This window comes from Gordonia jacobaea, from assembly GCF_965344965.1.
Classification (GTDB): domain Bacteria; phylum Actinomycetota; class Actinomycetes; order Mycobacteriales; family Mycobacteriaceae; genus Gordonia; species Gordonia jacobaea.
On sequence record NZ_CBDRLS010000002.1, the window covers coordinates 611122 to 626210 of the forward strand.

General features: G+C 65.3%; 12 protein-coding genes and 1 riboswitch. Of the genes, 8 read left to right on the forward strand and 4 right to left on the reverse strand.

The window, feature by feature from the left end; all coding sequences use genetic code 11:
- Positions 1 to 59 precede the first annotated feature (59 nt).
- Complete coding sequence (locus ACRVY7_RS08970; protein WP_005207556.1) at positions 60 to 542, forward strand: inorganic diphosphatase; 483 nt, start codon at positions 60 to 62, stop codon at positions 540 to 542.
- A 119-nt stretch (positions 543 to 661) separates the two neighbouring features.
- Here ACRVY7_RS08970 and ACRVY7_RS08975 read toward each other — a convergent pair whose 3' ends face one another.
- Both ACRVY7_RS08975 and ACRVY7_RS08980 read right to left on the reverse strand, forming a co-directional pair.
- Positions 662 to 2353: an MDR family MFS transporter gene (locus tag ACRVY7_RS08975; protein WP_431816796.1), complete on the reverse strand. Its 1692-nt coding sequence runs from the start codon at positions 2351 to 2353 to the stop codon at positions 662 to 664.
- On the reverse strand, positions 2350 to 2775 hold the full coding sequence (locus tag ACRVY7_RS08980) for a MarR family winged helix-turn-helix transcriptional regulator (RefSeq protein ID WP_431817061.1): 426 nt from the start codon (positions 2773 to 2775) through the stop codon (positions 2350 to 2352). Before ACRVY7_RS08980 ends, ACRVY7_RS08975 begins: the two co-directional genes overlap by 4 nt.
- A gap of 243 nt (positions 2776 to 3018) precedes the next feature.
- Between ACRVY7_RS08980 and alc the strand changes: the two genes are divergently transcribed.
- The 6 genes from alc (at position 3019) to ACRVY7_RS09010 (ending at position 11688) form a co-directional block, all read left to right on the forward strand.
- Complete coding sequence (gene alc / locus ACRVY7_RS08985; RefSeq protein WP_331436689.1) at positions 3019 to 4002, forward strand: allantoicase; 984 nt, start codon at positions 3019 to 3021, stop codon at positions 4000 to 4002.
- Between the two features lie 151 nt (positions 4003 to 4153).
- Positions 4154 to 5821 (forward strand): alkaline phosphatase D family protein, encoded by a 1668-nt coding sequence (locus ACRVY7_RS08990; protein WP_431816797.1) that lies wholly within the window; start codon positions 4154 to 4156, stop codon positions 5819 to 5821.
- A gap of 50 nt (positions 5822 to 5871) precedes the next feature.
- Positions 5872 to 7044 (forward strand): phosphatase PAP2 family protein, encoded by a 1173-nt coding sequence (locus ACRVY7_RS08995; RefSeq protein ID WP_431816798.1) that lies wholly within the window; start codon positions 5872 to 5874, stop codon positions 7042 to 7044.
- 376 nt (positions 7045 to 7420) lie between these two features.
- Positions 7421 to 9130 carry an alkaline phosphatase D family protein gene (locus ACRVY7_RS09000; RefSeq protein ID WP_431816799.1) on the forward strand — a complete coding sequence of 570 codons (1710 nt, stop codon included), beginning with the start codon at positions 7421 to 7423 and terminating at the stop codon, positions 9128 to 9130.
- Positions 9131 to 9199: 69 nt separating this feature from the next.
- Positions 9200 to 10489, forward strand: coding sequence for a hypothetical protein (locus ACRVY7_RS09005; protein ID WP_431816800.1), 1290 nt, complete (start codon positions 9200 to 9202; stop codon positions 10487 to 10489).
- Between the two features lie 11 nt (positions 10490 to 10500).
- Positions 10501 to 11688 carry a phosphatase PAP2 family protein gene (locus tag ACRVY7_RS09010; protein ID WP_431816801.1) on the forward strand — a complete coding sequence of 396 codons (1188 nt, stop codon included), beginning with the start codon at positions 10501 to 10503 and terminating at the stop codon, positions 11686 to 11688.
- A 164-nt stretch (positions 11689 to 11852) separates the two neighbouring features.
- Here the strand turns inward: ACRVY7_RS09010 and ACRVY7_RS09015 are convergent, their stop codons facing one another.
- Positions 11853 to 12356 (reverse strand): hypothetical protein, encoded by a 504-nt coding sequence (locus tag ACRVY7_RS09015; RefSeq protein WP_431816802.1) that lies wholly within the window; start codon positions 12354 to 12356, stop codon positions 11853 to 11855.
- On the reverse strand, positions 12353 to 13681 hold the full coding sequence (locus tag ACRVY7_RS09020; RefSeq protein WP_431816803.1) for an aminotransferase class V-fold PLP-dependent enzyme: 1329 nt from the start codon (positions 13679 to 13681) through the stop codon (positions 12353 to 12355). The genes ACRVY7_RS09015 and ACRVY7_RS09020 overlap by 4 nt, the downstream gene beginning before the upstream one ends.
- 16 nt (positions 13682 to 13697) lie before the next feature.
- Positions 13698 to 13811: riboswitch (SAM riboswitch) on the reverse strand.
- Between the two features lie 166 nt (positions 13812 to 13977).
- On the opposite strand from ACRVY7_RS09020, the gene ACRVY7_RS09025 reads away from it, so the two are divergent.
- Entirely contained in the window at positions 13978 to 15078 is a 1101-nt protein-coding gene (locus ACRVY7_RS09025; protein WP_431816804.1) for an isochorismate synthase, read from the forward strand.
- Positions 15079 to 15089: the final 11 nt, after the last annotated feature.

Here is a 15089-nt window from a genome sequence, read left to right on the forward strand (position 1 = left end):
GTCGACACCTGCCGACGGCGCACCGATCCCGTCCGAGGCGCCACGATCAAGGAGGAACCGTGGAATTCGATGTGACCATCGAGATCCCCAAGGGAAGTCGCAACAAGTACGAGGTCGATCACGAGAGCGGAAAGGTATTCCTCGACCGCTATCTCTACACCGCATTCGGCTACCCCGCCGACTACGGCTACATCGACAACACACTCGGCGAAGACGGCGACCCGCTCGACGCGCTGGTCCTGCTGCCCGAGTCGGTGTACCCGGGCGTCGTGGTCAAGGCTCGTGTGGTCGCGATGTACACGATGACCGACGAGGCAGGCGGCGACGACAAGCTGCTGTGCGTGCCCGCCAAGGACGTGCGCTGGGACCACATCCAGGACGTCGGCGACGTGTCGGAGTTCGAGCTGAACGCGATCTCGCACTTCTTCGAGCACTACAAGGATCTCGAGCCCGGCAAGTCGGTCACACCGGGCGGTTGGGTCGGCAAGGACGAGGCGGAGAAGGTGGCACAGGCCGCCGTCGAGCGCTTCCCGGGACACTGATCGACGCCCCTGCCGCTACATACTGAAAAATCCACCTCATCTGTTGCGCGTCACCTTCGGCACTGCCGAAGGTGAACCGGCACAGATGAGGTGGATTTTCTTTGGTACTAGTCGCTGCCCTACTCGGCAGCCACAGTTTCGGCGGCCGGCTTCCCGCGACGCAGTGGGAGTTCCTTCCACGTGACCGTGCCGATGATCGCGAGCAGCGAGACGATCGACACCGTCAAGAACACCGTGTCCATCGAGTTCGCGAAGCCCTCCTTGATCGGATCGCCCAGTTCGGCGGGCAACTCCTCGATGATCGACGTGTCGCTCATCACCGCGTCCGACGACCCCGACGCTCCCCCTGGATTCTGCGACGCCGCAATGAGACCCTTGGCGAACTCGCTGACCTGCGGATCATCACTGCCCGCTGCCCGCACGACTGCGGCGCGATACTCGGGAGTCTGCGCCGCGGACACCATCTCGTCCTTGATGTTCGGTCCCATCATGCTGAACAGCAGTGAGAAGAACACGGCCACACCGAGAGTCGCGCCGATCTGGCGGAAGAAGGTCGCGGTGCCGGTCGACAGGCCCATGTCCTTGGGCGGCAGGATGTTCTGCATCGCGAGCGTGATCGGCTGCATCAGGTTGCCCAGTCCGAAGCCGAGCAGGAACGCCATGAGCATGACGATCCAAACCGGTGTCGACGTGCTCACCAGGTGCAACAGGAACGTGGCGACGGTGATGAGCACCGCACCCACGATCGTGAACACCTTGTATCTGCCTGTGCGCGAGATCATCTGACCCGACGCGATCGAACCCATCATCAGACCGACAACCATCGGCAGCATCTGCAGGCCCGCGACCATCGGGCTCGAGCCGCGCAGCACCTGGAAGTACTGGGGCAACATCGAGATCCCGCCGAACATCACCGCACCGACGACCATCGAGATCACGATGCCCTGCGCGAACACCCGATTCTTGAAGACGCGCAACGGGATCAGCGCGTCGTCGCCCATCTTGTGTTCGATCCAGACGAACAGCGCGATGCCGAAGGCTCCGACGCCGTAACAGAGCCATGCCCAACCCGAGAACCAGCCCCATTCGCGGCCCTGCTCGGCCACGATCAGCAGCGGCGCGATGCCGACGGCGAGCGCGAACGCACCCCAGTAGTCGGTACGGCCGCCCCGACCCTTCTGTTGGTCGTAGTTGAGCACCTTGGCGACGACGATCAGCGCGAGGATGCCGATCGGAACGTTCACCAAGAAGACCCAGCGCCACCCCGACACCCAGAGGATCGTCGACTGACCGGCGAAGAAACCACCGAGTACCGGACCGAGCACACTCGACGTGCCGAACACCGCGAGGAAGTAGCCCTGATACTTCGCGCGCTCACGCGGTGGGACGATGTCGCCGATCGTCGTCAGCGCCAGGGTGAACAGACCGCCTGCGCCGAGCCCCTGCAGAGCGCGGAACGCCGCGAGCTCGTACATCGACGTCGCGAGCGAGCACAGCAGCGATCCGACGATGAAGATCGAAATGGCAAGCAGGAAAAAGGGTTTGCGGCCGTAGAGGTCGGAGAGCTTGCCGTAGAGCGGAGTGACGATGGTCGACGTGACGAGGTAGGCGGTGGTCACCCATGCCTGCATGTCGTAGCCGTGCAGGTCGTCGGCGATGGTGCGGATCGCGGTCGACACGATGGTCTGGTCGAGCGCCGCGAGGAACATGCCCAGCATCAAGCCGGCCAGGATCGTGAGGATCTGCCGGTGGGTCAGACCGGCGCCCGCCACCTCGTCAGATGGCGTGGACACCTGCGTCTCGTCTGTCATCTCGTTCCTTTCCCGGAATGTTCGCCTGCGGGCGCAATTAACTGCTCCGCGGCGTCGACGAAGCGGTCGAACAACACCACCAGCGTCGACAGTTCGTCTTGGCTCCAGTCCGTCATCGCGGACTCGAACGCTTCACGACGCATCGCTCGCATGCCCTCGACGCGTCGACGTCCCGCGTCGGTGATCACGAGAAGCGTCGCGCGTCCGTCGGCCGGGTCGGCTTCGCGGCGCACCAGGTCGAGGTCGACGAGTTGCGCGACGTGCCGCGACACGGTCGACGGATCGGCGTTGAGCGCTGCGGCGAGTTCGCTGGACCGCATGGGCGCACGGTCGAGGTGGAACAACCCGCGGAATGCTGCGGTCTCGAACTCTCCATCCTTCGTGCGGAACGTGGTGTGGACCGCGCGATCCCGGACACGCATGTATCGGCTGAGCGAATCGAAGAGCTGGTCGATCGACTCCGGTTCGAGCACGGGTCACCGCCTTTCGCTACCTAACGGACAAAGCCGACAGATGTTGCCTACTGCAAGTAGTTGCATGTTGCAAGCAAATGCCGAGCGCAAGTATGCGCTCGAGTTCTGCGGTACGCAAACAGCCCACTAACATGGACATTCGTGACTCCTCAGCCTCCACCACCGTCAGGTAGCCGCCCCCATTTCACCTCGATGCCCGACCTCGCATTGCGCGATCTCGGCGGCGCGGTGGTCTGGACCAACGACGATCTGTTCGCTGAGGTCCAGAACCTGATCAAGACCGGTCCGGCCGAGTACCGCCCCGCGACGTTCGGGCACAAGGGCCAGGTCTACGACGGCTGGGAGACACGACGTCGACGCCGCGACGGCGTCGACCAGGCGATCATCCGACTCGGGGCGCCCGGCGTGATCTACGGCGTCGTCGTCGACACGTCGTGGTTCAAGGGCAACTATCCGCCCGAGATCTCGGTGGAGGCCACCGCGGTCGAAGGCGTCGTGTCGGCGCAACAGCTCGTCGACGACGCCGAGTGGACAACGATCGTCGAGAGGACTCAGGTCGACGGCGACACCCGCAATCCGTTCAAGGTCGACGCAAAGGGCCGCTTCACGCACGTCCGACTCACCATGCATCCCGACGGCGGTGTCGCACGCTTCCGTGTTCACGGCCGCGGTGTGCCGAATCCGCACTTCTTCCGCTACGGCCACTTCGATCTCGCCGCCCTCGAGAACGGCGGACTGATCACGGCATGCTCGAACATGTTTTACAGCTCACCGAACAACCTGCTGATGCCCGGTCGCGCACGGCACATGGGCGAGGGATGGGAGACCAGCCGCCGTCGTGACTCCGGCAACGACTGGGTGCAGGTGCGCCTCGCGGGCCAGGGCAGGGTCAGTCTCGTCGAACTCGACACCAGCTACTTCATCGGCAACGCGCCGGGAGCAGCGACGGTGCGTGGCAGAGACGGCGAGGACGGTGAATGGTTCGATGTGTTGCCGCGCACCGAGCTGCAACCCGACACTCGCCACCGCTTCGTCATCGATCTCGACCGGCCGATGACCGAAGCGCGGATGGACATCTTCCCCGACGGCGGCATGGCACGGTTCAAGCTCTACGGACTGCTGACCGAGGAGTCGCAGGCGGGCCTGATCGAGCAGTGGGAGCGCGGCGAGGCCTGAGCGTCGACACCCGCCGTTCACCTGAAACACCCAATCCGGTCACATGGCGGGTTTTGACTGACTCCTCGTGGCTCACAGACTTCCCAAACCGGTCAGTACACCATTGCCTTCGCAGTTGTCACAGACTCCGCAGTTGACACAGTCTTCGCAGATGTCACATGTGACGCGCAGGACGTTCCTGAAGTCGGCGACGGTGGCTGCGGGCACCGCCGCCGTCGCGTCGGCGGCGATTCCGTCGGCAGCGGCGGCCCCGGGAGGCTCCGGCGTCTTTGCGCATTCGGTGGCTTCGGGTGATCCGCTCCCCGACCGCGTGATCCTGTGGACGCGCGTCACACCCCACGCACGCGCGACACCCGGCTCCGGCCTTGGCGACCCGACCGCGGTGCGCTGGGAAGTCGCGCACGACAACGCATTCGGCAGTGTCGTCGCGTCCGGAAGCGTGACGACCACGGCCCAGCGCGACCACACGGTCAAGGTCGACGCCGCGGGACTTGCTCCCGCGACGCGATACTTCTACCGCTTCACCGTGCTCGACGGTCCCGCGGCAGGCGCCGTGTCACCAGTGGGCAGAACGAAGACAGCCCCCGCGGCCTCGGCGGACATCGACCGTCTGCGGTTCGGAGTCTGCTCGTGCTCGAATTACGAAGCAGGACACTTCATCTCGTACCGGGCCATGGCCGAGCGCACCGACATCGACTTCATCCTGCACCTCGGCGACTACACCTACGAGTACGAATCCGGCGGCTACACAGGAGCATTCGGCGAGATTGTTCGCAAGGTCGAACCGAGACACGCGACGGTGAGCCTGACCGACTACCGCATCCGGCAGGGAAAGTACCACCAGGACCCCGACCTTGCCCGCGCCCATGCCGCGCATCCGTTTGTCTGCATATGGGACGACCACGAATCGGCCGACAACTCCTACCGCGACGGTGCGGAGAACCACGACCCGCGGACGCAGGGCAGTTGGACTGCTCGCAAACGTGCAGCAACACAGGCGTACTTCGAGTGGATGCCGGTACGTCCGAACTCGCTCGAGAACGGCGAGCACCTGTATCGACGCCTCCGTTTCGGCACACTGACCGAGCTCATCATTCCCGATCTCCGCTCGTATCGCGACAAGCAATCGACTGCGCGCGTTGATGATCCGAAGCAGTCGATCACCGGAGCACAGCAGTACACCTGGTTGGAGACCTCGATCACGACGTCGTCGACCCGCTGGCAGGTGATCGGCAGCGAAGTGATGATGGTGCCGCTGACGATTCCCGCGTCGACCGATCCAAGACTCGCCGAGTGGTTACACGACACGGTCGGAGTCCCCCGAGACGGCTTCCCGGTCAACAACGATCAGTGGGACGGGTACGCGGCGCAGCGTCGACAACTGTTGTCCGCGATCGACAAGGCGGGCAAGCGAAACGTGGTTCTGGTCGCGGGAGACATCCACAGCTCGTGGGCAAGTGAGTTGCCGCTCAACGTTTCTCACTATGGAAAAGACCGCTCGGGACGTGCCGTCGCGTGTGAGTTCACCGTCCCCAGCATCACGGCCGCGAGTGCGCACGACAGCATCGCGGTCAGCCGCGCACTCGACGCCCCGACGGTCGCGGTGCTGTCCGCCGGTCAGGAGGCCATCAAATTGGCCAACCCGTGGATCAAGGATGTCGAACTGACGACACACGGATTCGGGGTGATGACCGTGACGCCCGCGCGGGCCACAATGGAATGGTTCTACGTCGCGGATGTATTCGACCCGCGTTCGACGACTCGGCGAGCATTCGGTTGGTCGACGCGGGCGGGTACCCCGAAACTGATTCGCACATAACTCGTTTCGCCGGAACCCGACCCCGACCTTCTATCGACAGGAACCACGACATGAGACTCCCGCGACAACTCGCCAGCGGACTCGTCGCAACAACAGCGGTGATGTGTGCGGTGTTCGGCGCCCCCGCGACCGCGCAGGCAGCGCCGCCGAAACCGACACCCACCGCATTCCCGGTCGGAGCGTTGGCCACCCTCTATCAGTCGGATGTCCACGGCTCTGACGTCATCTACTGGCCGGTGATCTCGAGCTTCACCGACATTCGTGCGCACCACCCCGTCACGATGTCGGAGAACCTGGAGAAGGCGGTCGCGATCAACAATGCGGCACAGGATGATCCGGCATTGCGCAAGCGCGCACTCGACGACGCGTACGCGATCGACGGGTTGTCGCAGAAGCAATTACACGCCATGACCGATGCGTTCGGGACCGAGCTCGGCGCTGATGTGCGCCAAGCGCTCACCGAGAAGCGCCTGCCGAAGGTGACCGCACTCATCGACACACTCGCCGCACGCGGCCAAGGCATCGCGTCGTCGACGCTCGTCGAGAAGGAAATCTCCGACAACCCCAGGCCGTACAAGGTGGCGCCGAACCGGATCAAGGTCTACAACCTGCCGGGCAAGACCGACGAGGACGTGCTCTCCGGGGGCTCGTCGTACCCGTCCGGGCACACCGCGTCGGCAATGATCCGCACCGGGCTGCTCGCACTGATGATTCCCGAACTCGCACCACAATTCCTCGCGCGCGGTAGCGAGGCCGGCTATCACCGCGTCGTCCTCGGCGTGCACTACCCGCTCGACGTGATCGCCGGACGCATGGTCGCCGACGCCGCCGTCGCCGACCGATACGCCGACCCACGCTTCCGCCCACTGATCGTAGCGGCAGGCCAGGAACTCCGCGCCGAACTCGAATGGCGTTGCCGCGCAGTACTTTCGACGTGCATTACGCGCGATACTCCGTATCGCAGCACGCCCGACGCTCTGGCCGACTACAACGCGCGCATGTCTTACGGACTCTCACGCATCGGCTCGCCGAGTGCAGCGTTTGTCGTACCGCCGATGGCCGTCGACCTGGTGCTGCGCGCACATCCTCGCCTCACCCGCGCGCAAGCCACCGATCTGCTGCGACGCACCGCGTATCCCGCCGGATACCCGCTCGACGACCAACGCCCCGGCGCACAGTCGTGGCAGCGGCTCGACCTCGCCCGCGCCTACGCCGCCCGCTGAGACCCAGAGCCGCTGGCTAAGCCCGAGCCGCTGATCGAGACTGTTACCCGCTGATCGAGCTTGTTACCCGCTGATCGAGCTTGTCGAGATCACCCACCCGCTGATCGAGCCCCACCCGCTGATCGAGCCCACTCCGCTGATCGAGCTTGTCGAGATCACCAACCCCGCCGAGACCCAAACTGCGGCAACGCCTCTGCGCCCACGCGGTGCTCATCGGCACGGCCACGTGATCGTGTGGTCGCAAGCACATAGTCGCGCGCCCGTCCGGCAACTCGCTGCGGCACAAACTGAGTGGGGATTCACATACGCGTCTCATGAGGTCTTCTTTGCCTGCTGTTCGCCTATTGGACAACAAAGACCGCTTCGCTAACTTCTCGTGACCCGCGAACTTCACAGCCTGCCCGATTCGAAGACCTCTGCTGTTCCGTCGATGTCGCGTCGGCGGCTCATGCAGACCGCTGCCGCCGCGGCCGGCACAGCGGCCGCGCTCGCATCCGGTGTATCCGAAGCGGTTGCCGCACCGCGCCATCAGGCTTTCCTGCACTCGGTGGCATCCGGAGATCCGCTGTCTGACCGCGTCATCCTGTGGACCCGGGTCACTCCTGAGCCGCGGGCAACACCCGGGTCGGGATTCGGCGAACCGACGAACGTCCGGTGGCAGGTGTCCCAAGACCCGGGCTTCGCGCGCATCGTGTCGTCAGGCGTCTTCACCACCTCTGTCGATCGCGACCACACCGTCAAGGTCGACGCGGCCGGCCTGTCACCGTCGACCCGGTACTTCTATCGTTTCGTCGTGGCCGACGGCCCACTGGCAGGCACTGTTTCACCGACTGGGCGCACCAAGACCGCACCAGCGCTGTCGGCCGACATCGACAAGCTTCGGTTCGCGGTCTGTTCGTGCGCGAATTACGAAGCGGGCCATTTCATCTCCTACCGCGGCATGGCTCAGCGGGATGACCTCGACTTCGTGCTTCACCTCGGCGACTACACCTACGAATACGAGACCGGCGGATATCCCGGCGCTTACAACGAGACCGTCCGCACCACCGCTCCGGTCCACGCGACCGTCACCGTCGACGACTACCGGATCCGGCAGGGCAAGTACCACCAGGATCCCGATCTCGCCCGCGCACATGCCGCTCACCCCTTCATCTGCATGTGGGATGACCACGAATCCGCCAACAACTCCTACCGAGACGGCGCCGAGAACCACAAGACTCTCACCCAGGGCAGCTGGAGCGCTCGCAAACGTGCGTCGGACAAGGCGTACTTCGAGTGGATGCCGGTGCGCCCCAATTCAATCGACAACGGCGAACACCTCTACCGCCGGTTCCGCTTCGGTCAGCTCGCCGAGCTGATCATCCCCGATCTACGCTCCTACCGCGACAAGCAGTCCTACCTCAAGGTCGACGATCCCAACCAGAGCATCACCGGTAAGACGCAATACAAGTGGCTCGAGACCTCGATCACGACGTCGTCAGCGCGCTGGCAGGTGATCGGCAACGAGGTGATGATGGCTCCGCTGGTGATTCCCGAGACCACCGACCCGCGCGTCGCTGACTGGCTGCACAATCAGATCGGCCTGCCCGCCGACGGGATCACGATCAACAACGACCAGTGGGACGGATATCAAGCCGAACGTCGTGCGCTGCTGCAGGCGATCGACAAGGCGGGCAAGAAGAGTGTCGTGCTCGTCACCGGCGACATCCACAGCTCGTGGGCCAGCGAGATTCCCCTCAACGCGCCCCACTACGGCAAGGATGCGAGCGGGCGCGTGGTCGCGTGCGAATTCACCCCGCCGAGCATCACCGCGGCCAGCGGCTACGACACCATCGCCATCAACAGGGCACTCGCGGCGCCCGTCACGACGACCATGGACGTCGCCCAGGAGACCATCAAGACCGCGAACCCCTGGATCAAGGACGTCGAGCTCACCACACACGGTTTCGGAGTCATGGAGATCGACAGGTCACGCGCGCAGATGAACTGGTTCTACGTGAAGGACGTGACGAACCCGGCGTCGTCGGTGTACCCCGCCTTCAGTTGGTACACGCGCGTCGGACAGCCAAAACTACGGCGCGCCTGAACTATTCGCCATCTCTGACAACCCGACCGACACTCACGACGGCCGACTTTCCGCAACGATTGGACTCTCATGCATTCTGAGCACTCCGCCGTTACTCCACGGCGCACACTGGCCCTCGCTGCGGGGCTGACGGCGGTTGCCGTGGCCGCGACGGTAACCGTCGGCGCGACGTCCGCGCATGCCGCACCCCTCGGCCAACCGTCTGCGCCGTTCCCCACCGAATGCAGGTCGGGTAGCACACTGACGCTCGGTGAACTCGTGCCGATCGTTGCCAAGTCGCTCGACGCCCGAGCGCCCGGAGCCGCAACGACGATCAACAGCGCCGCCGGCCGCTTCTCCACGCAACTGCACAACAGCACCGTCAGCACGCTCGTGGTAACTCAGCGCGGGTCGGAAGTGAGTCCCGGTCAAGGCGTCCAGGCCACCCACGGCGCCAATGCGCTGGTCCAGCAGGTGTTGTCGATCAAGAACGGCACCTACCGTGACGGTTACCGACTCTCCTCGATCACGCTCAACGACGCGATCGAGACCGTTCTCGTAGGGATCGAGGCAAACGACGCGATCGTCCTCGACAACATCGCGACCATCCTCGACGAGGTCGCATCGAAGGCCGTCTCGGGTGCCGTCGGTGTGCCGATCGTCAGCAGCATCATCGGCTCCATCGCGGGAAAGATCGTGAAAACGGTCGTCGAGCTGCCGGGGACCGCAGCCGAGAAGGGCGGAAACGCCCTCGGAGACAAGGCAGACAGCACGTGTTTGGCGGCCGGAGACGGCACCAAACCGGTCCAACGGGAGAGGGTCAAGAACGCCTTCGCCGTGAACGTCAGCCCTGAGCTGACCACCTTCGCGAAGTCGTTGAGTCCGTCGAGTGGCGACTGTCGCCCGCTGGCGGGCTTGAGCCTGGACGAGGCCATCGTCTACGTCGGCGCGACGCATGGTTCGACGCTGCCGAAATCGCAACAGGCGTCGTTTGCGGCGAGCGTCAAGAGCGTCCGAGCCAACCTACACAAGGTGTACCTCAGCAACGCCTTCGTCCCGAAGGACAAGGACGAGCTGATCGGCGTGTTCGAAACGGTCGCAGGTCTGCCCGTCATCGGCGGTCCCGGCCTCACCTATGCTGCCGGAGTGCTGCAGAACCTCACGGCCGGCGGCGAACTCAACCACTACATCCCGTTGTCAGATGTCTCGGTCAACGCGGTGTTCAACGGGGGCCGTGCCGTCAACGACCTCCGAACTTTCAAATCAACACCCGAATGGGCGCTTGCGAGCGCACAGGGTGCTACAAAAGCGTTGTGCCGCACCACCGATGAAGGTAAGCCCTACCCGGGCGCCGACAAGACCGTCTACCTGGGCAAGTGAGGAAACACTCGATGTCATCGATCCACATTCCCGTCAGATCGCTCAGGCGCGTCGTCGCAGCCACCGCTCTGACCGCCTGCGCACTCCTCGGCGCACAGGTACCCACGGCCGTCGCGGCGCCGCCTCGACCCAACCCGACGCCGTTCCCCGCGGGTGCGATCGCGACGGTGTACCAGTCCGACGTCCACGGCTCTGACATCATCTACTGGCCGGTGATCTCGAGCTTCACCGACATTCGCAAAAATCACCCTGACACGATCGCCGAGAACTCGGACAGGGCCGCAGCGATCAATCAGTCGGCGAAGAACGATCCGGCACGTCAGAAACGGGCACTCGACGACGGCTACGCGATTGACGGCTTGTCGCAGACACAGCTCTACACAATGTCGGATGCGTTCGGCGCCAACCTCGGTAGCGATTTCCGTCAGGCCCTTGCTGACAAACGACTGCCCAAGGTCTCGGCTCTGCTCGACACACTATTCGCCCGGGGCCAAGGCATCGCTGCGTCCACGGCGGTCGAGAAGGCCCTGTCTGACAACGACCGTCCGTATGTGGCCGAACCCGACCGCATCACGGTGTACAACCGGCCCGGCAGGTCCAAGAGCGACGTGCAATCCGACGGCTCGTCGTACCCGTCCGGGCACACCGCCTCGGCAATGATCCGCACCGGGCTGCTCGCACTGATGATTCCCGAACTCGCACCACAGTTTCTTGCGCGCGGTAGCGAGGCCGGGTACAACCGCGTCGTCCTCGGCGTGCACTACCCGCTCGACGTGATCGCCGGACGCATGGTCGCCGACGCCGCCGTCGCCGACCGATACGCCGACCCACGCTTCCGACCGTTGATCGTGGCCGCCGGGCAGGAACTCCGCGCAGAACTCGAATGGCGTTGCCGCGCAGCACTATCGACGTGCATCGCGCGCGACACACCGTATCGCAGCACACCCGGCGCCCTGGCCGACTACGACGCGCGCATGTCCTACGGACTCTCGCGCATCGGCTCGCCGAGTGCAGCGTTTGTCGTACCGCCCGCAGCCGTCGACCTCGTGCTGCGCGCACATCCTCGCCTCACCCGCGCGCAGGCCACCGACCTACTAAGCCGCACCGCCTACCCGGCCGGATACCCACTCGACGACCAGCACCCCGGCGCACAGTCGTGGCAGCGCCTCGACCTGGCCCGCGCCTACGCCGCCCGCTGATCGAGCCCAACCCGCTGACCGAGCCCCACCCGCTGATCGAGCTTGTCGAGATCACCAACCGCCGACCGAGCCCAACCCGCCGATCCAGCCCAACCCGCTGATCGAGCTTGTCGAGATCACCACCCGCTGATCAGCTTGTTACCCGCTGATCGAGCTTGTCGAGATCACGCAGCGCGGCGAGACTCGAACTGCGGCAGCACCTCTGCGCGCACGCGGTGCTCGGTGGCCGAGCCGTCGATCGGAACGATGAGCACGGCGTCGGCGACCTCGGCCGCGTAGATGTCGCGGATCAGTGTGGCCAGGCCGTGCGGGGTGCCGACGTAACGCACGGTTTCTGCGGGATCGCCGGCAGACGTCACCGCCGAGCCCGCAACCGACACCGAGGCGACAGACGCGCGCGCCGACCCCGGATGCGGTGCAATCGCAACCTCGACTGCCAGTGCTACCGAGAAGTTCGCGGTGTCACGGGTGCCTGCCCGCAGTAGCGAGCGAGTGCGCTGGGCGTCGCGCAGCGTCGAACGTCGCACGACGATCGGCAGTTCGGCGGCACCGGCGTCGCCGACGATCGCAACCCGCAGTGCCGGGCGGCCGATGGTGATGACGCCGGTGTCGGCAGCAAGGAGCTGGTCGGCGAGAACGTCTGTCGGAGAACTCGATTGGATCGTCACGAGTGTGCCTTTCGGTGGTGGATGTCGGGGGCGTCGGCGCCGCGATCGCTCAGGCAGCGCAGCGCGTGGAGCAGGCGGTCGACGTCGTCGGACGAGCTGCCGAGTCCGAAGCTCGCGCGTACAGCGCCGTCGGGATAACCGAGTCGGTCGAGCAACGGGTGCGCGCAGAACTTTCCGTCGCGCACACCGATGCCGTGTTCCGAACTCAGGTACTCCGCCACCTCGCGCGGGCTATGGCCGTCGACGGTGAAGCCTGCGATGCCGACGCGCTCGAGGTCGTCGTCGAAGACACGCAAGGGGGTGACTCCGTCGATCTCGGCGAGTCCGGCGTCGAGTTGTGCGCACAGGTACGCCTCGTGTGCGCCGATCCACTCGTGTCCGAGGTCGGTGATCGCGTCGCATGCGGCGGCGATCGCGATGGCGCCCAACACATTAGGAGATCCCGCTTCGTGACGCGCTGCACCCGTGTGCCACGACACCGACGCGCAACCGGCCTCGACGTCGACGTCTGCAGTTGCACCGCCGCCCGCCAGGTACGGCTGCGCGGCGTCGAGCCAGTCGGTGCGTCCGATCAGCACACCCGCGCCGAACGGCGCGTAGAGCTTATGGCCCGAGAAGACGAGGTAGTCGATGCCGTGACTGACGATCGACACCGGGCGGTGAGCAACGAGTTGCGCGGCGTCGACGAGGATTCGGGCGCCGTGCCGGTGCGCAATCGACGCGAGTCGCGAGATCGGGAGGACCTCGCCGGTCACGTTCGACGCCGCGGTCACCGCAAGTAGCGCGGCGGGCTTGGCCGCGAGTTCACGCTCGACGGCGGCGAGAGTCTCGTCGATGGTCGATGCAACTTCGACGATGCGCGTCCACTTGTCTTTGCGTTCGACCCATGGAAGCAGGTTCGCGTGGTGCTCGATGTCGAGAACGACAACGTCGCCGGGCGTCACATGCGCCGCGAGGTTGATCGCGTCGGTGGTGTTGCGAGTGAACACGACGGCGTCGTCGGCGCGACCACGGACGAAGCGTCGAACTGTCTCGCGGCACTCCTCGTAGCGACGCGTCGTGACCTGCGACAGATGCCCCGCACCACGGTGCACGCTGGCGTAAGTGCTCAGCGAGTCGGCAACGGCCTGCGCCACCGCGGTGAGCGCCGGGGCGCTGGCGGCGTAGTCGAAGTTGGCGTAGCGCACCGTCGTACCGTCGGAAAGCGGCGCGCATTCGGCGGCTCCGACGACGTCGGCAAGTGGGGCGATAGTTGGGGTCTGCACAGGCGAAACAGCCTTGGCCTGCGAAAACTCGGTGTGCGAACGGGTGACGACAGCAGTCATCGAATAGTCTCCTTGGAATCCACGCTTGCCGTACCCACCCTGGACACGGCCAGGTCGTCACCCGGAGCACCCCACCGCGGAGGAGGGTTGCCGACCAGCTAGCCGGGGCTTGTCGCTGGCACTCATGACCTGTTCCAAGGATCACCGACGCGACGCTGAGCTGTCAACTTTCACTCAGCGTGCACGAAAGGCCGCCGAGGGCGCGATCACCGAGCGCGCTAATGACTCCGATTCTGTACGCCGGCCTCGCCGGTCTGTGCGCGGTTGCGCTTCCACGCAACCGGTAGCGTGAATCCATGCCAGCTTCGGAGGTCTTCGTCCTGTCCAGGCCGCACGGCACCGTTCGAGCACGTGGCGCGTCCGCGGGATTCACCGACGCCACCGAGGCTGCCGAGGCGTTGCGTTCCGGGCGCATCGGCGCCGTCACCGGGGCGATCGGGTTCACAGCCGCCGACGACGCCGCGCTGCTGGTTCCCGAAACCATCACGCACAGCGGTTCGGCGATCGTGGGGCAAGCGCCGGAGCCTGCTCACGCCGAGTGCGTCACATTGATTCCCGACGCCGCGACGCATCGGGACCGGGTCGCACGTGCCATCGACGAGATCGACGCGGGGGCGTTGTCGAAGGTCGTGCTCGCGCGCGCCGTCGAATTCGACGTCGAACCTCCCGTCGACCCGGACCGACTTCTCGAAGCCCTGGCGTACGGAAACGCCGAGCACTCTGCGTTTCTCGTCGACCTCAGCGTCGACGAGCACACCGACCCGCGAGCTCGATGGCTCATCGGAGCGAGCCCAGAAGTATTGCTGCGCAAGCAAGGTCTCGAGGTTACGTGCCGCCCCTACGCGGGATCGGCGGCTCGCTCAGCAGACCCCGACGTCGATCATGCTGCCGGCCGGGCACTACTGGCCTCGACGAAGGACCGGGCCGAGCACGCATTCGTCGTCGACCATCTCCGCGACGCGCTCGAGCCGATCTGTCGCGAACTCGACGTGCCTGACCAGCCGTCGCTGGTCTCGACCGGCGAGATGTGGCACCTGACAACACCGATTCGCGGGGTACTGACCGATCCGACGATCACCGCCCTCGACCTCGCACTGCTGCTGAGCCCAACACCAGCGGTGTGCGGAACACCGGGAGATGTTGCAGCACAGTTCATCTCGAATCACGAGGAGCGTCGTGGATTCTACGCGGGCGCCGTCGGATGGTCGGGCTCCGCGGGCGACGGCGAGTGGATGGTGACCATCCGTTCGCTCGAACTGTCCGACGACCGTCGCCATGTCCGCACCTGGGCCGGCGGCGGCATCGTCGCCGGGTCGGAGCCGCAGGCGGAGCTCGACGAGACGTCGGCGAAGCTCGCGACCGTCCTGCGCGCGCTCGGCGTCGACGAGCTCGGTTGACGTCGGGGTAG

Coding starts and splice junctions, on each gene's coding strand:
- ACRVY7_RS09005 (WP_431816800.1), top strand. CDS start 9,200: ATGCATTCTGAGCACTCCGCCGTTACTCCACGGCGCACACTGGCCCTC.
- ACRVY7_RS09025 (WP_431816804.1), top strand. CDS start 13,978: ATGCCAGCTTCGGAGGTCTTCGTCCTGTCCAGGCCGCACGGCACCGTT.
- ACRVY7_RS08975 (WP_431816796.1), bottom strand. CDS start 2,353: ATGACAGACGAGACGCAGGTGTCCACGCCATCTGACGAGGTGGCGGGC.
- ACRVY7_RS09020 (WP_431816803.1), bottom strand. CDS start 13,681: ATGACTGCTGTCGTCACCCGTTCGCACACCGAGTTTTCGCAGGCCAAG.
- ACRVY7_RS09010 (WP_431816801.1), top strand. CDS start 10,501: ATGTCATCGATCCACATTCCCGTCAGATCGCTCAGGCGCGTCGTCGCA.
- ACRVY7_RS08980 (WP_431817061.1), bottom strand. CDS start 2,775: ATGCGTGTCCGGGATCGCGCGGTCCACACCACGTTCCGCACGAAGGAT.
- ACRVY7_RS08990 (WP_431816797.1), top strand. CDS start 4,154: ATGTCACATGTGACGCGCAGGACGTTCCTGAAGTCGGCGACGGTGGCT.
- ACRVY7_RS08995 (WP_431816798.1), top strand. CDS start 5,872: ATGAGACTCCCGCGACAACTCGCCAGCGGACTCGTCGCAACAACAGCG.
- alc (WP_331436689.1), top strand. CDS start 3,019: ATGCCCGACCTCGCATTGCGCGATCTCGGCGGCGCGGTGGTCTGGACC.